At 64.6% G+C, this 18,582-nt stretch carries 15 protein-coding genes and 2 rRNA genes (1 of these 17 only partly in view); 5 read left to right on the forward strand and 12 right to left on the reverse strand.

Features of this window, described 5'->3' with window-relative positions:
* Positions 1-106: 106 nt before the first annotated feature.
* Entirely contained in the window at positions 107-1,177 is a 1,071-nt protein-coding gene (locus F3K02_RS01040; RefSeq protein ID WP_177132374.1) for an MBL fold metallo-hydrolase, read from the forward strand.
* A gap of 3 nt (positions 1,178-1,180) precedes the next feature.
* On the opposite strand, the gene F3K02_RS01045 is transcribed toward F3K02_RS01040, so the two are convergent.
* The 9 genes from F3K02_RS01045 to F3K02_RS01085 form a co-directional block, all read right to left on the reverse strand.
* Entirely contained in the window at positions 1,181-2,086 is a 906-nt protein-coding gene (locus tag F3K02_RS01045; protein ID WP_177132375.1) for a M48 family metallopeptidase, read from the reverse strand.
* 8 nt (positions 2,087-2,094) lie between these two features.
* Positions 2,095-2,853, reverse strand: a complete 759-nt coding sequence (locus tag F3K02_RS01050; protein WP_177132378.1) for a lysophospholipid acyltransferase family protein — start codon at positions 2,851-2,853, stop codon at positions 2,095-2,097.
* Positions 2,854-2,866: 13 nt separating this feature from the next.
* A complete protein-coding gene (gmhB, locus tag F3K02_RS01055) occupies positions 2,867-3,457 on the reverse strand; it encodes a D-glycero-beta-D-manno-heptose 1,7-bisphosphate 7-phosphatase (RefSeq protein WP_177132380.1) in 591 nt (196 codons plus the stop codon).
* Between the two features lie 103 nt (positions 3,458-3,560).
* Positions 3,561-5,681, reverse strand: a complete 2,121-nt coding sequence (gene glyS / locus F3K02_RS01060) for a glycine--tRNA ligase subunit beta (RefSeq protein WP_177132382.1) — start codon at positions 5,679-5,681, stop codon at positions 3,561-3,563.
* A 16-nt stretch (positions 5,682-5,697) separates the two neighbouring features.
* On the reverse strand, positions 5,698-6,642 hold the full coding sequence (gene glyQ, locus F3K02_RS01065; RefSeq protein WP_177132384.1) for a glycine--tRNA ligase subunit alpha: 945 nt from the start codon (positions 6,640-6,642) through the stop codon (positions 5,698-5,700).
* A gap of 124 nt (positions 6,643-6,766) precedes the next feature.
* Positions 6,767-8,569, reverse strand: a complete 1,803-nt coding sequence (lnt, locus tag F3K02_RS01070; protein ID WP_177132387.1) for an apolipoprotein N-acyltransferase — start codon at positions 8,567-8,569, stop codon at positions 6,767-6,769.
* 39 nt (positions 8,570-8,608) lie between these two features.
* Positions 8,609-9,475 carry a CorC family transporter gene (locus tag F3K02_RS01075; protein ID WP_226464832.1) on the reverse strand — a complete coding sequence of 289 codons (867 nt, stop codon included), beginning with the start codon at positions 9,473-9,475 and terminating at the stop codon, positions 8,609-8,611.
* A gap of 122 nt (positions 9,476-9,597) precedes the next feature.
* Positions 9,598-10,335 carry a GNAT family N-acetyltransferase gene (locus F3K02_RS01080; protein WP_177132397.1) on the reverse strand — a complete coding sequence of 246 codons (738 nt, stop codon included), beginning with the start codon at positions 10,333-10,335 and terminating at the stop codon, positions 9,598-9,600.
* A 142-nt stretch (positions 10,336-10,477) separates the two neighbouring features.
* A complete protein-coding gene (locus tag F3K02_RS01085; RefSeq protein WP_177132400.1) occupies positions 10,478-10,951 on the reverse strand; it encodes an Lrp/AsnC family transcriptional regulator in 474 nt (157 codons plus the stop codon).
* A 121-nt stretch (positions 10,952-11,072) separates the two neighbouring features.
* Between F3K02_RS01085 and hppD the strand changes: the two genes are divergently transcribed.
* A complete protein-coding gene (gene hppD, locus F3K02_RS01090) occupies positions 11,073-12,209 on the forward strand; it encodes a 4-hydroxyphenylpyruvate dioxygenase (RefSeq protein ID WP_177132402.1) in 1,137 nt (378 codons plus the stop codon).
* Positions 12,210-12,287: 78 nt separating this feature from the next.
* On the opposite strand, the gene F3K02_RS01095 is transcribed toward hppD, so the two are convergent.
* On the reverse strand, positions 12,288-13,172 hold the full coding sequence (locus F3K02_RS01095) for an esterase/lipase family protein (RefSeq protein WP_246309048.1): 885 nt from the start codon (positions 13,170-13,172) through the stop codon (positions 12,288-12,290).
* A gap of 181 nt (positions 13,173-13,353) precedes the next feature.
* On the opposite strand from F3K02_RS01095, the gene F3K02_RS01100 reads away from it, so the two are divergent.
* The 3 genes from F3K02_RS01100 (at position 13,354) to F3K02_RS01110 (ending at position 16,853) form a co-directional block, all read left to right on the forward strand.
* Positions 13,354-14,088, forward strand: a complete 735-nt coding sequence (locus tag F3K02_RS01100) for an FFLEELY motif protein (RefSeq protein ID WP_246309049.1) — start codon at positions 13,354-13,356, stop codon at positions 14,086-14,088.
* A gap of 109 nt (positions 14,089-14,197) precedes the next feature.
* On the forward strand, positions 14,198-15,892 hold the full coding sequence (locus F3K02_RS01105) for an AMP-binding protein (RefSeq protein ID WP_177132773.1): 1,695 nt from the start codon (positions 14,198-14,200) through the stop codon (positions 15,890-15,892).
* Between the two features lie 28 nt (positions 15,893-15,920).
* Positions 15,921-16,853 carry an MBL fold metallo-hydrolase gene (locus tag F3K02_RS01110; RefSeq protein ID WP_177132775.1) on the forward strand — a complete coding sequence of 311 codons (933 nt, stop codon included), beginning with the start codon at positions 15,921-15,923 and terminating at the stop codon, positions 16,851-16,853.
* A 102-nt stretch (positions 16,854-16,955) separates the two neighbouring features.
* On the opposite strand, the gene rrf is transcribed toward F3K02_RS01110, so the two are convergent.
* Together rrf and F3K02_RS01120 are read right to left on the reverse strand one after the other, a co-directional pair.
* A 5S ribosomal RNA gene (rrf, locus tag F3K02_RS01115) occupies positions 16,956-17,068 on the reverse strand.
* A 160-nt stretch (positions 17,069-17,228) separates the two neighbouring features.
* Positions 17,229-18,582: ribosomal RNA gene (locus tag F3K02_RS01120) — 23S ribosomal RNA — on the reverse strand; it runs 1,525 nt beyond the window's last position.

Below are 18,582 nucleotides of genomic sequence, written 5' to 3' on the forward strand. Positions count from 1 at the left end.
TCGGGTGGCGGACAGTGCATCGGAACTCCGCTCCGTAGAATGCCCTGCATCTCTTGACGTTTACGTTAACGTCATTCGTCGGCATCTTAACGGAATCCACCCGCGCATGAATCCCCCCACCCGAGAGCAGCTCGAAGCCCGCCTGCACTACCCGCTGGGCAACGCGCTGCCCGAAACTGGCCACACGCTCACGGTGGCGCCGGGGGTGAAGTGGATCCGCATGGCGTTGCCGTTTGCGCTGGACCACATCAACCTCTGGCTGCTGCGCGATGTACTGGACGGCGTGGAGGGCTGGACGGTGGTGGACTGCTGCATCTCGCGCGATGAAGCCAAGGCGCAGTGGGAGCAGATCTTTGCCAACGAACTCGACGGCCTGCCCATCCTGCGCGTGATCGTGACCCACATGCACCCGGACCACATCGGGCTGGCCTACTGGCTGTGCGAGCGGTGGGAATGCATGTTGTGGATCAGCGCCACCGACTACAACTCGGCGCGCATCGGCTCACAAAGCACCACCGGTTTTGGTGGCGCCAGTGCGGCCGACTTCTTTGCGTCCCACGGCATGACCGACCCCGACAGCCTGGAAAAGATCCGCGGCCGTGCGAGCTACTACCCCGGCATGGTGCCGGCGGTCCCGCCGCGCTACCGCCGCCTGATGGACGGCCAGACCGTGTCCATCGGCGGACGCGGCTGGCGCGGCATCAGCGGCCACGGCCACGCGCCGGAACACATCGCGCTCTATAACGACGAACTGCAGGTGCTGATCAGCGGCGACATGGTCTTGCCGCGCATCAGCACCAACGTGAGCGTGTACGACATCGAGCCCGAAGCCGATGCGCTGACGCTGTTTCTGGACTCGCTCGACAAATACCTGCCGCTGCCCGAAGCCACGCTGGTGCTGCCTTCGCACGGCAAACCCTTCACCGGGCTGCATGAACGCATCCAGCAGCTGAAAGACCACCACGCCGAACGCCTGGATGAACTGCTCGACGCCTGCCGTGAGCGACCCATCAGCGGCGCGGACGCGATTCCCCTGCTGTTCCAGCGCGAACTGGACCTGCACCAGACCACCTTCGCCATGGGCGAAGCGGTGGCGCATCTGCACCGGTTGTGGTTTGGCGGCCAGGTGCGGCGAGAACGCGATGCCGAGGGCATCTACCGCTTCAAGGCCGTTTGAGACTCACTCGCCGAGCGGCACCGCAGCCCGCTTGAGCGCGCGCCGCCGGGCCATGTGGTCCGGCATCACGCTCGCCACCACGTCCCAGAACTGCGGGCTGTGGTCCATGTGGCGCAGGTGGCTGAGCTCGTGCACCACGACGTAGTCCACCATCTCCATCTTCAGGTGGATCAGCCGCCAGTTCAGCCGGATGGTGCCGTCGGCGCTGGCGCTGCCCCAGCGCGTGCCGGCGCTGGACAGGCGCAATTTTTCATAGCGCACACCCAGCAGCGGCGAAAAATGATCCAGCCGTTCGGCGAACACGCGCTTGGCCTGGCGCATCAGCCAGGCCTGCGCCGCGTCGCGGATCTGGGTCTCGGTGGCGTTGTGGGCCAGCCCCAGCCGGAGGGCGCCCACGGCATCGGGCGCATCGATGGCAGCCGGCTCCAGCACAGCGCCGACCTGCGCGAACCCGTGCGCCGGGTCCAGCACCAGGCGCACGCGCTGGCCCAGAAAGTCCAGCTCGGCGCCATTGGCCCAGATGGTTCGGGCCTGCGCCAGCTCCCCGGCGCGCTGACGGGCGTTCTGCAGTTTTTCCAGCACCCAGCCGGCCTTGTCGTGCAGCAAGGCTTCGACCTCGCCCACCGGCGTCCAGCGCGGCGCACTCACGCTCAGGCCATCGGGCCCGACCGACAGGCCGATGGTGCGGCGCTTGCCGCGTTTGAACTCGTAGGCCACATCGCAACTGCCCAGCTTGAGCAGCCGGTTGGCGCGCGGGTGGTGCCAGGTGCCGGGCTGAAACACCTCACTCAGCGGTTCGGCGGGCGGTGCCGCAGGTCGGGGCTTCGCCACCGGCGCAGGCGGCTGGGACAGCACCACGGGCTCAGGCCCGGTCAGGAAATCAAGCGCCAGTTGCACGAAGCGCTGCATGGCAGTGGTCAATCCTTGGCGGGCGCGGGGTAAGCCGTGGGGTCGAGGCGCCGCATCTCGGTCTCGATCCAGTCCTCCACCTCGCGCATCAGCTCGTCCGGCTGACGGCCCGCGCTGGGGATCGGTTTGCCGATCGAAAACTCCACCACGCCGGGCTTCTTGATGAAGGCCTTGCGCGGCCAGCACTTGGCCGAGGTCACGGCGACCGGAATCACCGGCGCGCCGGTGCGGATCGCGAGGCGGGTGCCCCCGCTCTTGTACGTGCCCTTCTCGCCGCGGGGAATCCGCGTGCCCTCGGGAAACATGATCACCCAGGTGCCCTGGTCCAGCAACCGCTGCCCTTGCTGCACCACCTTGGCGAAGGCGCGCGCACCGTCGGCCCGGTCGATGTGGATCATGTCCATGCGCGCCATGGCCCAGCCAAAAAACGGCACCTTCAGCAACTCTTTCTTGAAGACAAAGGCCAGCGGGTGCGGCATCAGCGCGGCCATGCTGAAGGTCTCCCAGAGCGACTGGTGCTTGACCAGCAGCACCGCGGGCGCCGTGCTGCCCACCGGCAGGTTCTCGAAACCGATCACCTGGTTGCGGATGCCCAGGATCACCGTGCCACCGTCCACCGCCAGCTTGAGCCAGCGCGCGCACATCCAGTAGATCCGGTCAGGCTTCATGAACGGCGCGGCGATCACCACCGCCAGCGCCCACGGAATCACGGTCACCACCATGAACAGGAGATGCAGAACGGCACGCAGGAAGTTGACGACGATCATGGAGAGGGAGGGTTCAGGTTGGGGCCACTTCCTGCGCCAGCAGCCATTCGGCAAAGGCGGGCAGGTCATCGTGCAGCCGGGTGCCCGACGGCAGATGGGGGTGCAGCATGGCCAGGTCGGCCTCGGCATCCGGCCCGGCGCGCCCGCGCAGGTGCTCGGATTTGCCGGTCAGCAGCAGATGCGGGGTGCAGCCCGCGGCGCTGCCGGCCTGCACATGGCGCAGCGCATTGCCCGCCACGGGAACACCCATCAGTGGCACACCGAAACGCACGCCAATCTGCTCGAATAGACCCGGCGCAGGCTTGCGGCAGTGGCAAGCATCCTCGGGCGCATGCGGGCAGAAAAACACCGCCTCCACGCGAGCCCCGGCGGCAGCCAGCTGGCGGTGCATCTTGGCGTGGATCGCGTTCAATGAGGCCATGTCAAACAGGCCCCGGCCGATGCCGCTCTGGTTGGTCGCCAGCACCACGCGCCAGCCGCCCTGGTTGAGCCGCGCCACGGCTTCGAGCGCCCCGGGCAGGGCCTCCCACTCGTCGGGCGAGGCGACGTAGTCATCGCGGCTGCGGTTGAGCGTGCCGTCGCGGTCGAGGATCAGCAGTTTCATGCGGTGCTCCACAGAGGTGAGGGCCGCTGCGCCGGGCCGCCCCAAGCAAGGTCGCGCCCTCTCGGGGGGCAGCGACCCGCGTAGCGGCGGAGCGTGGGGGCTGTCATGTTGCCAGACGGGACAGGTCGGCCACGCGGTTCATGGCTTCGTGCAGATACTTCAGCAGGCCCAGGCGGTTGGCCTTGAGCGCCGGGTCTTCGGCGTTCACCATCACGCCGTCGAAGAAGGCATCGACCGGCGCGCGTAGCGCGGCCAGCGTCATCAGTGAGGCGGTGTAGTCGCCGTTGGCGAACTCGGCGTCGGCCGCTGGCACGGTCTTCTGCATGGCGGCAAACAGCTCCTGCTCGGCGGCTTCGACCAGGCGGGACTCCTGCACCGCGGCGCCCTCGCCTTCGGATTTCTTGAGGATGTTGCCGATGCGTTTGTTGGCGGCCGCCAGCGCCGCTGCGGCGGGCAGCGCCGCGAAGGCGCGCACGGCCTGCAGGCGCTGGGTCACGTCGGCCAGGCGCTGTGGGCGCAGGGCCAGAACAGCGTCGACTTCCTGGGCGCTGGCGCCCTGCTCGCGCAGGCCACCGGCAAGGCGGTCGTAGATGAAGTCGGTCAGTGCGCTTGTGGCGTCAGTGATCTTTTCGCCAAATGCGGGCGCGGCGGTAGCCAGCAGTGCGGTCAACTCCAGCGGCAAGTCCTTCTCCACCAACATCCGGATCACGCCCAACGCGTGCCGGCGCAGCGCAAACGGGTCCTTGTCGCCGGTTGGCAAGTTGCCGATACCGAACATGCCCACCAGCGTTTCCAGCTTGTCGGCCAGTGCCACCACCAGACCGGTCATCGTGCGCGGCAGCTCGTCGCCGGCAAAGCGGGGCTTGTAGTGGTCTTCGATCGCGAAGGCGATGTCTTCGCTCAGGCCGTCGTGGCGCGCGTAGTAGCCGCCCATGATGCCCTGCAGCTCGGGGAACTCGCCCACCATGTCGGTCAGCAGGTCGGTCTTGGCCAGTTGGGCCGCAGTGTCGGCGCTCTGCGCCAACACATCGCCGCCGAGCTGCTGGCCGATGGCACGGGCGATCGCGCGCACGCGCTCCACGCGCTCGCCTTGCGTACCGAGCTTGTTGTGATAGACCACTTTGCCCAGGCCTTCAACGCGCGAGGCCAGCGTCTTCTTGCGATCCTGGTCGAAGAAAAACTTGGCGTCGGCCAGGCGTGGGCGCACCACGCGCTCGTTGCCACCGATCACGGCGCTGGCGTCGTCCGGGCTGATGTTGCTCACCACCAGGAACTGGTTGGTCAGCTTGCCGTGGGTGTCGACCAGCGGGAAGTACTTCTGGTTGGCCTTCATCGTGAGGATCAGGCACTCCTGCGGCACTTCGAGGAACTGCTCCTCGAAGCCGCAGGTCAGCACGTTGGGCCGCTCGACCAGCGCGGTCACTTCGTCCAGCAGGGCCTCGTCCATCAGCACCTCGTAGCCCGGGCCCAGGCGCTCGGCGGCTTGCGCGAGCTGCTGCACGATGGCGAAGCGGCGGTCGTTGAAGCTGGCGATCACCGAGCCGTCGGTCAGCAGGGTCTGCGCGTAGCTGTCGGCATCGGCCAGCAGCACGGGCGACTTGGCTGCTTCGAAGCGGTGGCCCTGGGTGCTGTTGCCCGACGTCAGCCCCAGCGCCTTCACCGGCACCACGCTGCTGCCGTGCAGCGCCACCAGACCGTGCGCCGGGCGCACGAAGTGCACGCTGCTCCAGCCGGGCAGTTCGCAGTCGGTTTCGAGCTGGTAGCTCATCACCTTGGGGATTGGCAGCTTGGCAATCGCTTCGTCCAGCGCCTTCTGCAGGCCCACGGCCAGGTCCACGCCAGGCACCACGCTGTCGTAGAACAGCGCTTCGGCCTTGCCGTCGGGCGCACGCTTCAAGCCGGCCACGGCCGACGCGTCAGCACCCAGCGCCCCCAGGCGCTTGAGCAGCGCGGGCGTGGGCTGGCCGCTGGCGTCCAGGCCCACGCTCACCGGCATGAGCTTTTGCGACACGGCCTTGTCGGCGGCGCGCTCGGCCACGGCGCTCACGTGCGCCGCCAGGCGGCGCGGCGAGGCGAAGGGTGTCACGGTGGAGTCGGCAGCCGTCAGACCCTGGGCCTTGAGTTGTTCAAACAGCACGCCGGCGAAGGCATCGCCCAGCTTCTTGAGCGCCTTGGGCGGCAGCTCTTCCACAAACAGTTCGACGAGGAGGTTCTTGGTTGTCATTCTTGTGCTCTCCGGCTCACGCGGCCTTCTTCTGTTCGGCTTTGGCCAGCTCGGCCAGCACTTCGTCGCTCCAGGCCTTGGGCGCCATGGGGAAGCCCAGGCGGGCGCGGCTGTCGAGGTAGGCGCGGGCGACCTTGCGCGCGAGGTCGCGAATGCGGCCGATGTAGGCGGCACGTTCGGTCACGGAAATGGCGCCGCGCGCATCCAGCAGGTTGAAGCTGTGCGCGCACTTCAGGACCTGCTCGTACGCGGGCAGCGCGAGCTGCTGCTCCATCAGGTGTTTGGCCTGCTTCTCATGGGCGCTGAAGGCGGTGAACAGGAAGTCGGCGTCCGAGTGCTCGAAGTTGTAGGCCGACTGTTCCTTTTCGTTCTGCAGGTAGACGTCGCCATAGCTCAGACTGGAGCCATCGGCACGGTTCGTCCACACCAGGTCGTAGACATTGTCCACGCCCTGCAGGTACATGGCCAGGCGCTCCAGGCCGTAGGTGATCTCGCCGGTGATGGGCTTGCAGTCGATGCCGCCGACCTGCTGGAAGTAGGTGAACTGCGTCACCTCCATGCCGTTGAGCCAGACCTCCCAGCCCAGGCCCCAGGCGCCGAGCGTGGGGTTTTCCCAGTCGTCTTCGACGAAGCGGATGTCGTTCTTCTTCAGGTCGAAGTCCAGCGCTTCGAGCGAGCCCAGGTAGAGCTCCAGGATGTTGCTGGGTGCGGGCTTCAAGACCACCTGGTACTGGTAGTAGTGCTGCAGGCGGTTGGGGTTCTCGCCGTAGCGGCCGTCTTTCGGGCGGCGGCTGGGCTGCACGTAGGCGGCCTTCCAGGGCTCGGGGCCGAGCGCGCGCAGGAAGGTGGCGGTGTGGCTGGTGCCGGCGCCGACCTCCATGTCGTAGGGCTGCAGCAGCGCGCAGCCCTGGGCGTCCCAATAGGACTGCAGTTTCAGAATGATTTGCTGGAAGGTCAACATGCGGGAGGGGGCCGGTGCGAAGTCCGGGCCGGAAGTGTTCTGGGAGCGAGGGGCAGCCGCCCGGACGGGCGCACTGCGCAGAAGCTGGATTTTACGGGGCGCCAGCCTTTGGCCGTGGGGGCATTCAGGCGCCGCGCGCGCGGCGGCGCCGGGGTCGGCGGCTGGCCAGCAGCGCGACCACGGTCAGGCACGCCACCCAGACCGGCCAAAGACCCCAGCGCCCGGCCCAGCGGGCAAAGGGCGTGCTGCCGCTGCGCCCTTCGACCACGGCCTCCAGCCGGCCCCGGGTCTGGCGCGGCAACTGGTGTGTGACTTCGCCGCGGTGGTTGATGACCGCGGTGGCGCCGGTGTTGGTGGAGCGAAGCATGGGCCGCCCCAGCTCCAGGGCGCGCAAGCGCGAGATCTGCAGGTGCTGGTCGATCGCCACCGAGTCGTCAAACCAGGCAAGGTTGCTCAGGTTGACCAGCACCGTGGGGGCGGTCCCGGGGCTCTGAAACGAGGCGGCCAGCTCCTCGCCGAACAGGTCTTCGTAGCAGATGTTGGGCGCGATGCGCTGCCCGGCCCAGGACCAGGCGGGCTGCGCCAGTGCGCCCCGGTTGAAGTCGCCCAGGGGAATGCGCATCAGGTCGGTGAACCAGCGAAACATGGGCGGTATGAATTCGCCGAAGGGCACCAGGTGGTGTTTGTCGTAACGGAAAAACCCGTCGGGTTGTGGCGCCGCGGCGGTGCCCGGCTCGATGCCCCAGGCCGAGTTGGTGTAACCCTGCTCGTAGCTGCCCAGCGGCAGACCCAGCAACGCACCCACCGAGGCACCCGGTTGCGACAGCCCTCGCAGGAGCGGCTGCCAGAACGCGTCACCCAGTTGTTCGGGCAACATCGGCAACGCCGTCTCGGGCGCCACCACCAGCTGTGGCCCGCGCAGCGTGTCGACGCGCGCCGCCTCGGCCGCCACGGCGATCTGTTCCGGGTACCAGCGCAAGGCCTGGGCGACACCGGTGCCGGGTTCGAATTTCTGATCCTGGGCGATATTGCCCTGCAGCAGCCAGACCCGGAGTTCGCCATGGGCGGCTGTGTCGCGCTGCCCATGGTCGCGCCACGCGTCACCCCACAGCACGCTCGACAACAGCGCGCCCAGCAACACCGCGCCAGCGACCGCCTGGGTAGCGGCCAGCGCGCGGCCTCGCTGGTGGTACCAGCGCACGGGATCGGGGGCACCGGGTCGGCGCGTCGGGGGAACCATGGCGCTGAGCACCCAGGCCCCCATCGCCGACAACCCCACCGCGAGCGCATAAGCCAGCAGCGCGGCGATCGCGCCCATGCCGTACACCCCCACCCAGGGCGCCCAGGCCGCCATCAGGTCGACCTGGGCGTAGCCGCCGGCACCCCAGGGGAACCCTGTCAGCCAGCGACCGCGCGCGAGCTCGGCCAGGGTCCAGAGCGCCGCGAACATCCCGGCCTGCCGGAGGCGCGAACGCGGTGCCAGCGCGCACATCAGGCCCGCCGCCAGCGCGTAATAGAGCGCCAGCAGACCCGCCAGCATCACCACGGCCAGCGCCGCCAGCCAGGCCGGCAGGCCGCCGTAGGTGTGCATGGAAACAAACAACCACCAGAAGGTCGAGGCCAGCCAGGCCGTGGCAAACACCCAGGCGCGCCAGACGCCCTGGCGCGCCTGGTGCACATGCAGCAGGGCCAGCACCAGCAGCGCCAGCGATCCGATCTGCAGCCAGCCACTGGGCTCGCCGGGCGACAGGCCCGGCGGGCTCCAGCCGCGCACGGGCCAGGCCAGGGCAGCCGCCTGCAGCCAGCCGGCCAACACACAGATCACTAGCCAGAACAGGCCGCTGCCACGGGCAGGGCGTCCCGGTGGCTGACCACTGAGGGGGGAGAAGCTCGACGGCGTGTGCAGGTTACCGAACAGGCTGCGCATGGCGGTCCGGTGACATGTGGGCGTGATCGCGGGTCGGGCTCAATCGACCAAAGGTGTCGGCATCACCTTGAACCATTTGACCGCGCCGCCTTTGGTGTGCAACACCACAAAGCGCAGGCCATCGATCTCATGCTGCTCGCCGCGCTTGGGCACGTGGCCCATGGTGTGCGCGATGAGACCGCCGATGGTGTCGAAATCGTCCACCGCCAGCTTGAGGCCGAAGGACTCGTTGATGCGCTCGATGGAGGTGTCGCCGCTGACGCGCCAGGTGCTGTCGGCCAGCGCGAAGATGTCGCCGTCGTCTTCGACCACGTCGAACTCGTCTTCGATCTCGCCCACGATTTCTTCCAGCACGTCCTCGATGGTGATGAGGCCGGCCACACGGCCGAACTCGTCGATCACGATGGCCAGGTGGTTGCGGTTGCCACGGAATTCGCGCAGCAGGTCGTTCAGACCCTTGCTCTCGGGCACGAAGGTGGCGGGGCGCAGCAGGGCGCGGATGTTGAGTTCGGGCGCGCGCTGGAGCTTGAGCAGGTCTTTGGCGAGCAGGATGCCGATGATGTTTTCGGTCTCGCCCTCGTACACCGGGAAGCGCGAGTGCGCGGTGTCGATGACCAGGTGCAGCAGCTCGTCGTAAGGTGCATCGATGTTGAGCACGTCCATACGCGGGGCTGCCACCATCACATCGCCGGCCGACATGTCGGCGATGCGGATCACGCCTTCGAGCATGACGCGCGACTCGGCGTTGATGATGTCGTTGTCCTCGGCCTCGGCCAGGGTTTCGATCAACTCGTCCTTGGAATCCGGCCCGGGGTGGATGAACTCCGCGAGCTTTTGCAGGAAACCACGTTTGTCTTCATGCCGCAGGCTGCGCTGCGGCCCGGGACTGGGGGGGATGTCGGCCACTGAAGGAAGGGGTTGGTGGAAGGAGTTCGAAGGATACCGCAAGCCCATGACGGCATCCAGAGAGACGCCGTCCCGGAGCGCCCGGCCGGCCCGCACGGGACAACCGGATCAGCCTTGCCCCGTCAGCCGCGCACGCGTTCGCGCGATTCGCGCACGCCCTGGCGGATTTCCATCAGCAGGGCCAGCCCATCCCAGAACTGCCGTGCCTGGACCTTGAGGTGGTAGTTGGTCAGGGCCATCTGCTCGTTGACCAGCTCGGTCACGCGCGAGTCGAAATCGGCCGGGGGCAGGTGCAGGTGGGCTTCGCTTTCGGAGCCGTCGCGCACGATCGTGGCACCGGCCTTGCGGGCAATGCGCAGCATGGTGGTGTTTTCAGACAACGCATGGATGAACAGCTGGCTCACGCCCTCGTTGCGCGCGTGCATGACCGCCCGTTCGAAGAGGCGGCTGCCGTAGCCGCGGCCTCGGGCCTGGCGGGACACGGAGACACCGAACTCGGCGCAACTGGTGCACTGCGGATCCACCGAATAGGCCAGGTGGGCCATGGCGATGAGTTCGAGCTTGCGGTTGAAGATGCCGAACAGTTCGTCGCGCGCAAAGTTCAGGCTCGCCACGTAGCGCTGGATCTGCTCGTCGTTGGCCGCATAACCAAAGCGCAGGTAGCGGTCGTGCGGCTCCAGCGCCAGCAGGTGGGCGGTGATGCGCTCCAGATGCCCAAGCCCCATGGACCGGATGGGCACGGCCATCGAGGTGGAAGAGCCGGTCTTGCGCAACTCACCCGGCGCCACATCGTCCAGCTGGCGTGGCACCACCGCGCCGCGTGACGCGGACGACTTGAACCAGGAGAGCGGATCGACCATGGCCTGAAATATAAGGGTTATCCCTATATCGACAAGGATGTGGGTTCTCTAAAGCGGGAAAAACCCGACGGGCGGGCGGCATTTCGACCGCTCGTCAGCTGATATTGTTGCGATGCAGCAAAACGCCCCAAAAAGGGGCGCATCACACGGGCAAAGCGGTGGTGCTTTTCACCCGGTCCATCACGAAACTGGTCTTGCAGTCCTGCACGCTGGGGTGCTTGAGCAGGGTGTCCATCATGAAGCGCGAGTAGGCCGCCATATCGGCCACCACCAGCCGCAGCTGGAAGTCCATTTCGCCTGTGAGTGCGGCGCACTCCACCACCTCGGGCCAACCCTGCACGCTGGCGCGGAACTGGTCCATGGGGTTGCGCTTGGCGCTCTCCGCGTGCTTCTCCAGCCGCACGTTGACGTAGGCCGTCAGACCCAGACCCACGGCCTCGGGCTTGACCAGCGCCACATAGCGGTCGATCACGCCGACCTCTTCCAGCCGCTTCACCCGCCTGAGCACGGCGCTGGGCGACAGCCCCACCACCTCGGCGATCTGGTCGTAGGTGGCCCGGCCATCGGCCTGCAGGCTGCGCAAAATGTGGCGATCGAGCTTGTCCAGTGCTTGCATGCTGTTCATTTTGCAGGAATGCTGCAAAAAGGACAAACGGGACGCCCCAAAACGCTGGAATCGTGACACGCTGCGCCGATACAGTGGCGCTTCGCTTTCACCACACCACAAGGAGACCACCATGAACGCCAGCCTGCCCGCCGCCGTCACCTCAGCCGCTGCCACCTGGGAGAACCCCATGGGCACCGACGGTTTCGAGTTCATCGAATACGCCGCGCCCGATCCCGCCGCCATGGGCGCGCTGTTCGAGCGCATGGGTTTCAAGCCGATCGCGAAGCACCGCCACAAGGCTGTGACGCTGTACCGCCAGGGCGAGATCAACTTCATCATCAACGCCGAGCCCGACAGCTTCGCCCAGCGCTTCGCCCGCCTGCACGGCCCCAGCGTGTGCGCCATTGCCTTCCGCGTGCGCGATGCCAAGGCCGCCTACGAGCGCGCCCTTTCGCTGGGCGCGTGGGGTTACGCCAACACCGCGGCACCGGGCGAGCTCAACATCCCGGCCATCAAAGGCATCGGCGACTCCATCATCTATTTCATCGACCGCTGGCGCGGCAAGAACGGCGCGCAGCCGGGCGATATCGGAAACATCGGCTTCTTCGATGTGGACTTCGAGCCGCTGCCCGGCGCCGAGCTGAACCCGGTGGGCCACGGCCTGACCTACATCGACCACCTGACACACAACGTGCACCGCGGCCGCATGGACGAATGGGCCGGGTTCTACGAGCGCCTGTTCAACTTCCGCGAAGTGCGTTACTTCGACATCGAGGGCCAGGCCACGGGTGTGAAGAGCAAGGCCATGACCAGCCCCTGCGGCAAGATCCGCATTCCGATCAACGAAGAAGGCAACGAAAAGGCCGGCCAGATCCAGGAGTACCTGGACCGTTACCACGGCGAAGGCATCCAGCACATCGCCATGGGCTCGACCCAGCTGTACGACACGGTGGATGCGCTGGAGCTCGCCGGGGTGAAGCTGCTCAACACCAGCGACACTTATTACGAACTGCTCGACAAGCGCATTCCCGGCCACGGCGAAAACGTCGCCGAACTGCAGCAGCGCAACATCCTCGTGGACGGCAAGCCCGGCGAACTGCTGCTGCAGATCTTCAGCGAGAACCAGCTCGGCCCGATCTTTTTCGAGTTCATCCAGCGCAAGGGCAACGAGGGCTTTGGCGAGGGCAACTTCAAGGCGCTGTTCGAGACCATGGAACTCGACCAGATGCGGCGTGGGGTGCTGGCGACGGGAACCAAGGCCGAATAACCGCCGGTCAGGCGTGGAGGTCCATCGTCCGCCTGCGGACGCGGTGGATCTTCGTGCCAGCGCTCAGGCGGCTGCGAGTTAGGCCCTGGGCAACAAGGCCAGCGTGTCGCGCATCACCTGGGGGTGAAACGCCATGGCCACGTGCGACACGCCAGGCACATGGCGGTTGTCGGCGCCTGGCAGTGTCGCCGTGGCGGCGGGGAACACGATGTTGTCCGCGTTGGAATACCAGCAGACAAAGCGGTCGTACCGGTGGTTCGGCGCTGTCCCAGCCTCACGCGCCTGGAGTGAACGCAACCAGTCCCCGCCGATCCGCATCTGGCGACCGTTGTCCACGCGGCTGAACTGGGCCAGCCACGTGCCGTGGTGTGGCGAGCCGATGGTCACGATGCGGCTCACCCGCTGGTCCGCACCGGGCACCGCGTCCAGCCAGGCGCGCGCCGCCAGGCCGCCCATGCTGTGACACACCAGCATCGGCGGTTGACCGGTGAGCGCGTGCGCGCGCCGCACGGCATCGTCGATCAAAGGACCATACGTATCTATCGAACCGAACACCGGCTCCAGATTCACAGAGGTGTAGGGCACGCCGCGCTGCCGCAGTTCGTGCATCCAGGGCAGCCAGAAGCCGCGGTTGCACACAAAGCCGTGCACAAAGACCACCGCTGTGCGACCCGGTGCCGGCGGCACGTCTTCATCCGGCAGACAGCGCCAGCGAAAAGGCTGCCGCCAGGAAAACACCCGGGGGGCTACCCGCACCTCCTGCCACCAGGCGCACAACAAGGTTCCCGCATGGGCGCGGGGTGTCGGGTCGCTCCGGTTCACCACGCCGACCACCACGAACTCCAGCGCCAGCACCACGGCATAGCCCCCCAACAGCACCAGCACACCGAGCAACGCTGCGGGGCCTGACCAACTCCAGGCCCACAGACTCCAGCCAGCGGCCAGCGCCAACGACCCGAGCATGAGTCCTTGCTGCAGGCGTGCGAGTCCGGATGCGTGGTGGACCGCGACCCGCCCGTTGGAATCAGCAACTTGTCTATCGAACATCGCTGAACTATCGCACGCCATCGCCGGGTGTTGCCTGCGGGTTGGTAGAGCGCACGCCCTAGCAGAACGGTCTGTTGCAGCGGTAGACTGGTTTTCAATGAACGCCGTGACCAGCGCCGCAGAACAGATCCGCATGCATCTGCAGCGTGTGGCGCATCTGCGTGAGCAGGCCCTCGACGCCGGCTTGGCCAGTGCCGTGCACCAGGTCAAGCAGCTGCAGGCGAGGCGCTTTCGCGCCACCTACGCCGACTTTCTTGTCCAGCCTCGCTATGCGGAAGCCACCCGTTTTTTCCTCGATGAGCTCTACGGCGAGCACGACTTCACCGAGCGTGATGCGCAGTTCGGACGCATCGCAGGGGCTATCGAACGCATGTTCCCGGACGCCGTGGCGGATCTCGCGGTGGATCTGGCCGAGACCCACGCGCTCACCGAAACGCTGGACCACCAACTGGCCACGCACTGGTTGGCGCAAGACAGTTCTCGCAGCGAAGCCGAACGCTATGTGCGCAGCTGGCGCCTCACCGGTGAACGCCCGCTGCGCGACCGGCAACTCTCGGTGGTGAAACACATGGGCCGCGAACTGCAGCGGCTGACCCGGATGAGGTCCCTGTCCATCGCGCTCAAACTCATGCGAAAGCCCGCGCAGGCGGCCGGCCTGTCTTCTTTGCAACAGTTTCTGGAGAGCGGGTTTTCGGCTTTTGCCTCCCTGGGCGACGCCCAGGCGTTCCTGGCGACCATCAACGAGCGCGAGCACGCGTGGATCGATACCCTGTTTGATGCCGCGCCAGACAGCTGCCAGCGGGCGCTCGCCGACGAGCTGGCGCGGGCCTGAGTCATTTCAGCGCCCTCTGTGCTTTGGGTGACACGGCCCTAGGGCTGGCCCTGTGTGCCAACGCGGTTCTGCCCGACAGAATGCACCCAGACCAACACCCGTCATGAACATGAACCGTCCCTGGCTGTCCCACTACCCCGCTGGCGTTGCACACGACGTTCAACCCGAGCAATACCGCTCACTGGCCACCCTGCTGGAAGAGTCGTTTCGAAAGAACGCGCGACAACCCGTGGCCGTGTGCATGGAGCGCTGGATGAGCTACGGCGAGCTCGATCAACACAGTGCGGCCCTGGGTGCCTGGCTGCAGGCCAAGGGACTCGCTCCGGGTGCCCGAGTGGCCATCATGCTGCCCAATGTGCCGCAGTTCCTGGTGGCCATGGCAGCCGTGGTGCGCGCGGGCTACACGGTGGTCAATGTCAATCCCCTGTACACCGCGCGTGAGCTGGAACACCAGCTCAAGGACTCCGGCGCCGAGGCCATCGTCATCCTGGAAAACTTTGCCCACACACTCGAAGAAGTCATCGACGTCACCCAATTGCGCCACGTGGTGGTCGCCAGCCTGGGCGATCTGCTCGGCTTCTGGTACGGCCGTTGGATCAGTTTCGCTGTCCGGCATCTGGCGAAGCTGGTCCCCGCTTACAAGCTACCAGTGACCGGCGTGCTGGGGCCGCGCACCATCTCCAGCTTCCGCCAGGCGCTGGCCGAAGGTACCGGCCAAACACTCAGACCCAGCCTGGCCCATGCCGATGACATCGCGTTCCTGCAGTACACCGGCGGGACCACCGGCCTCTCCAAAGGCGCGGTGCTCACCCACCGCAACATCATCGCCGCTGTCTTGCAAGCCGAGGCCTGGTTCCAGCCCGCGCTTGCGCGCGTTGGCGATATCCGCGTGGTCAACGCCATCGCGGCACTCCCGCTGTACCACATCTTCGCGCTCACGCTCAGCCTGCTGACCATGCGCTGGGGAGCACACATGACCCTGATTCCCAACCCCAGGGACGTGCCCAAACTGGTTGAAACACTGAAGCGGCGCCCGTTTCACCTGCTGCCGGCGGTCAACACCCTGTTCAACGCCCTGCTGCAGAACCCGCAGTTCCGCCAGCTCGATTTTTCCAGCCTGGCCCTGTCGCAGGCGGGCGGCATGGCCGCTTCAGAATCAACCGCCAAGCAATGGCTCAAGGTCACCGGCTGCCCGATGATTGAAGGTTGGGGCATGAGCGAAACCTGTGCCATTGGTACCAACAACCCGGTGATCAACCGCGACTTCACAGGCACGATCGGGCTTCCATTGCCGGGCATCGCCATCGCCATCAAGGACGACGAGGGCAACAGCCTTCCGCTGGGCACCCCCGGCGAAATCTGCATTCAAGGACCCAACGTCATGACGGGCTACTACAACCAGCCAGAAGAGACGACTCAGGCGTTCACGGCAGACGGGTACATGCGCACGGGCGATGTCGGCATCATGGACGAACGGGGCTACACCCGCATCGTGGACCGCAAGAAAGACATGATTTTGGTTTCCGGCTTCAACGTCTTTCCCAACGAACTGGAGAACGTCATCGCCATGTGCCCCGGCGTGCTGGAATGTGCCGCCATTGGCGTGGAAGACGCGAAACAAGGCGAAGCCATCAAGGTGTTCGTGGTGCGCAGCGATCCGATACTGCGCGAGGAAGACGTGGCCCGGTACTGCCACGACAACCTCACCGGCTACAAACGGCCCAAGTACATCGAATTCCGCGACGAACTCCCCAAGACCAACGTCGGCAAGATCCTGCGGCGCGCGCTTCGTGCGCCGGTCTGACGGACCTCTCAGGCCAAACACACCCATGATGGAAGCGCCTTCAGTCGCGGAAACCCTCAAGGCGGTGGGCGCCACCGTTTTCGAACGGGGTTGGCTCTCCGCCAACAACACCTTGATTCAAGGCGAGGGTCCCACGGCACTCGTCGATTCCGGCTATGGCAGTCATGCCAGCCAGACACTGGCGCTGGTGACCGGCGAGCTTGCTGAGACGCCTCTGGATGTGTTGCTCAACACCCACCTCCACAGCGACCATTGCGGGGGCAACGCTGCGCTGCAGCACAGGTATCCCCAGCTCATGACCTTGATTCCGCCAGGGCAGGCCGACAGCGTCGCCAATTGGGACCCCGTCGCGCTGACTTACACACCCACTGGCCAAAAATGTCCTCCCTTTCGACATCAGGGCCTACTGCTTCCAGGTCAGGAACTGCGGCTGGGTTCAAGGAGCTGGCAGATACATGGTGCAAAAGGCCATGACCCGCATTCAATCATCCTTTTCCAGCCCGACCATCGGGTTCTGATCTCCGCCGATGCCTTGTGGCAAAACGGATTTGGTGTCGTCTTCCCGGAACTGGAAGGACAGGCCGCGTTTGAGGAAGTGGGAGAAACACTGGACTTGATCGAAAGTCTGAAACCGCAGACCGTGATTCCGGGCCATGGCAGCGTGTTCCAGGATGTCGGGCCAGCGATCACAAGGGCCCGAAGCCGGTTAGCGCAGTTCACCCGTTCGCCGGAAAAGCACCATCGACACGCGGTCAAGGTTTTGATCAAGTTCCGATTGCTGGAATGGCGAACAATTGCGCGAAACGATTTGCTGACGTGGGCCAGAAATACGCCATATCTGAGCAACACGATGCCGCCCGACAGCGATCAACAACAAATGGAATGGCTGGATCGCTTGCTCACAGAATTGCAAAGCAGCAACGCACTGCGGCTGGACGGCGATCTGGTGATCAACACATGATGGATAGCCAGCGTGCCCACCAACGGCGGTGCTAACAGCGCAGACGAAGAAAAGCCGAAACCCCCAAGTACGCGAGGTACGAGGGGGTTAGGGGGAGTAAGAGCCTGACGATGACCTACTTTCACACGGGAATCCGCACTATCATCGGCGCAAAGTCGTTTCACTGTCCTGTTCGGGATGGGAAGGAGTGGTACCAACTTGCTATGGTCGTCAGGCATAACGGGTTGTCCTTGCTGTGCTGGTGCACAACAGGGACGAATTCATAGAGTTTCGAATCAGCTGATTTTGATTGCTGCCAACGATGTGGAACAACGTGAGTTGTCCACGGGGGCATAACAATAACATTTGCACTTGGACGATTATCGTCAAAGTTATAGGGTCAAGCCGCACGAGCAATTAGTATCAGTTAGCTTAACGCATTACTGCGCTTCCACACCTGACCTATCAACGTCCTGGTCTTGAACGACTCTTTAGGGGGCTCAAGGCCCCGGCAGATCTCATCTTGGAACGAGTTTCCCGCTTAGATGCTTTCAGCGGTTATCTCTTCCGCACTTAGCTACCCGGCAATGCCACTGGCGTGACAACCGGTACACCAGAGGTGCGTCCACTCCGGTCCTCTCGTACTAGGAGCAGGCTTCCTCAAATCTGCAGCGCCCACGGAAGATAGGGACCAAACTGTCTCACGACGTTTTAAACCCAGCTCACGTACCTCTTTAAATGGCGAACAGCCATACCCTTGGGACCGGCTACAGCCCCAGGATGAGATGAGCCGACATCGAGGTGCCAAACACCGCCGTCGATATGAACTCTTGGGCGGTATCAGCCTGTTATCCCCAGAGTACCTTTTATCCGTTGAGCGATGGCCCTTCCATACAGAACCACCGGATCACTATGTCCTGCTTTCGCATCTGCTCGACTTGTCAGTCTCGCAGTTAAGCACGCTTATGCCATTGCACTATTAGCACGATGTCCGACCGTACCTAGCGTACCTTCGAACTCCTCCGTTACACTTTGGGAGGAGACCGCCCCAGTCAAACTGCCTACCATGCACTGTCCCCGATCCCGATAAGGGACCTAGGTTAGAACCTCAAACACACCAGGGTGGTATTTCAACGTTGGCTCCACAAGATCTAGCGACCCTGCTTCAAAGCCTCCCACCTATCCTACACAGATCTGTTCAAAATTCAATACAAAGCTACAGTAAAGGTTCATGGGGTCTTTCCGTCTTTCCGCGGGGAGATTGCATCATCACAAACATTTCAACTTCGCTGAGTCTCTGGAGGAGACAGTGTGGCCATCGTTACGCCATTCGTGCAGGTCGGAACTTACCCGACAAGGAATTTCGCTACCTTAGGACCGTTATAGTTACGGCCGCCGTTTACTGGGACTTCGATCAAGAGCTTGCACCCCATCAATTAATCTTCCAGCACCGGGCAGGCGTCACACCCTATACGTCCACTTTCGTGTTTGCAGAGTGCTGTGTTTTTAATAAACAGTCGCAGCCACCAATTTTTTGCAACCCGTTCGTGCTCAGATGTTCTCATCACACTACAAGGGCACACCTTCTTCCGAAGTTACGGTGTCAATTTGCCGAGTTCCTTCTCCAGAGTTCTCTCAAGCGCCTTAGAATACTCATCTCGCGCACCAGTGTCGGTTTGCGGTACGGTCAATTACAAGCTGAAGCTTAGTGGCTTTTCCTGGGACCTCGTTCAGTTACTTCGCGAGCAAG

It is taken from the genome of Hydrogenophaga aromaticivorans (assembly GCF_013387465.1).
In the GTDB taxonomy this organism is placed as follows: Bacteria; Pseudomonadota; Gammaproteobacteria; order Burkholderiales; family Burkholderiaceae_C; genus Hydrogenophaga; species Hydrogenophaga aromaticivorans.

What these genes read in the sequence shown, in the direction of transcription:
- gmhB (WP_177132380.1), bottom strand. Translation starts at nt 3,457, where the DNA reads ATGAAACTGCTGATCCTCGACCGCGACGGCACGCTCAACCGCAGCCGC.
- F3K02_RS01040 (WP_177132374.1), top strand. Translation starts at nt 107, where the DNA reads ATGAATCCCCCCACCCGAGAGCAGCTCGAAGCCCGCCTGCACTACCCG.
- F3K02_RS01095 (WP_246309048.1), bottom strand. Translation starts at nt 13,172, where the DNA reads ATGCTCGGGTCGTTGGCGCTGGCCGCTGGCTGGAGTCTGTGGGCCTGG.
- F3K02_RS01080 (WP_177132397.1), bottom strand. Translation starts at nt 10,335, where the DNA reads ATGGTCGATCCGCTCTCCTGGTTCAAGTCGTCCGCGTCACGCGGCGCG.
- F3K02_RS01045 (WP_177132375.1), bottom strand. Translation starts at nt 2,086, where the DNA reads ATGCAGCGCTTCGTGCAACTGGCGCTTGATTTCCTGACCGGGCCTGAG.
- F3K02_RS01105 (WP_177132773.1), top strand. Translation starts at nt 14,198, where the DNA reads ATGAACCGTCCCTGGCTGTCCCACTACCCCGCTGGCGTTGCACACGAC.
- glyQ (WP_177132384.1), bottom strand. Translation starts at nt 6,642, where the DNA reads ATGTTGACCTTCCAGCAAATCATTCTGAAACTGCAGTCCTATTGGGAC.
- hppD (WP_177132402.1), top strand. Translation starts at nt 11,073, where the DNA reads ATGAACGCCAGCCTGCCCGCCGCCGTCACCTCAGCCGCTGCCACCTGG.
- lnt (WP_177132387.1), bottom strand. Translation starts at nt 8,569, where the DNA reads ATGCGCAGCCTGTTCGGTAACCTGCACACGCCGTCGAGCTTCTCCCCC.
- F3K02_RS01085 (WP_177132400.1), bottom strand. Translation starts at nt 10,951, where the DNA reads ATGCAAGCACTGGACAAGCTCGATCGCCACATTTTGCGCAGCCTGCAG.
- F3K02_RS01110 (WP_177132775.1), top strand. Translation starts at nt 15,921, where the DNA reads ATGGAAGCGCCTTCAGTCGCGGAAACCCTCAAGGCGGTGGGCGCCACC.
- glyS (WP_177132382.1), bottom strand. Translation starts at nt 5,681, where the DNA reads ATGACAACCAAGAACCTCCTCGTCGAACTGTTTGTGGAAGAGCTGCCG.
- F3K02_RS01050 (WP_177132378.1), bottom strand. Translation starts at nt 2,853, where the DNA reads ATGATCGTCGTCAACTTCCTGCGTGCCGTTCTGCATCTCCTGTTCATG.
- F3K02_RS01100 (WP_246309049.1), top strand. Translation starts at nt 13,354, where the DNA reads ATGAACGCCGTGACCAGCGCCGCAGAACAGATCCGCATGCATCTGCAG.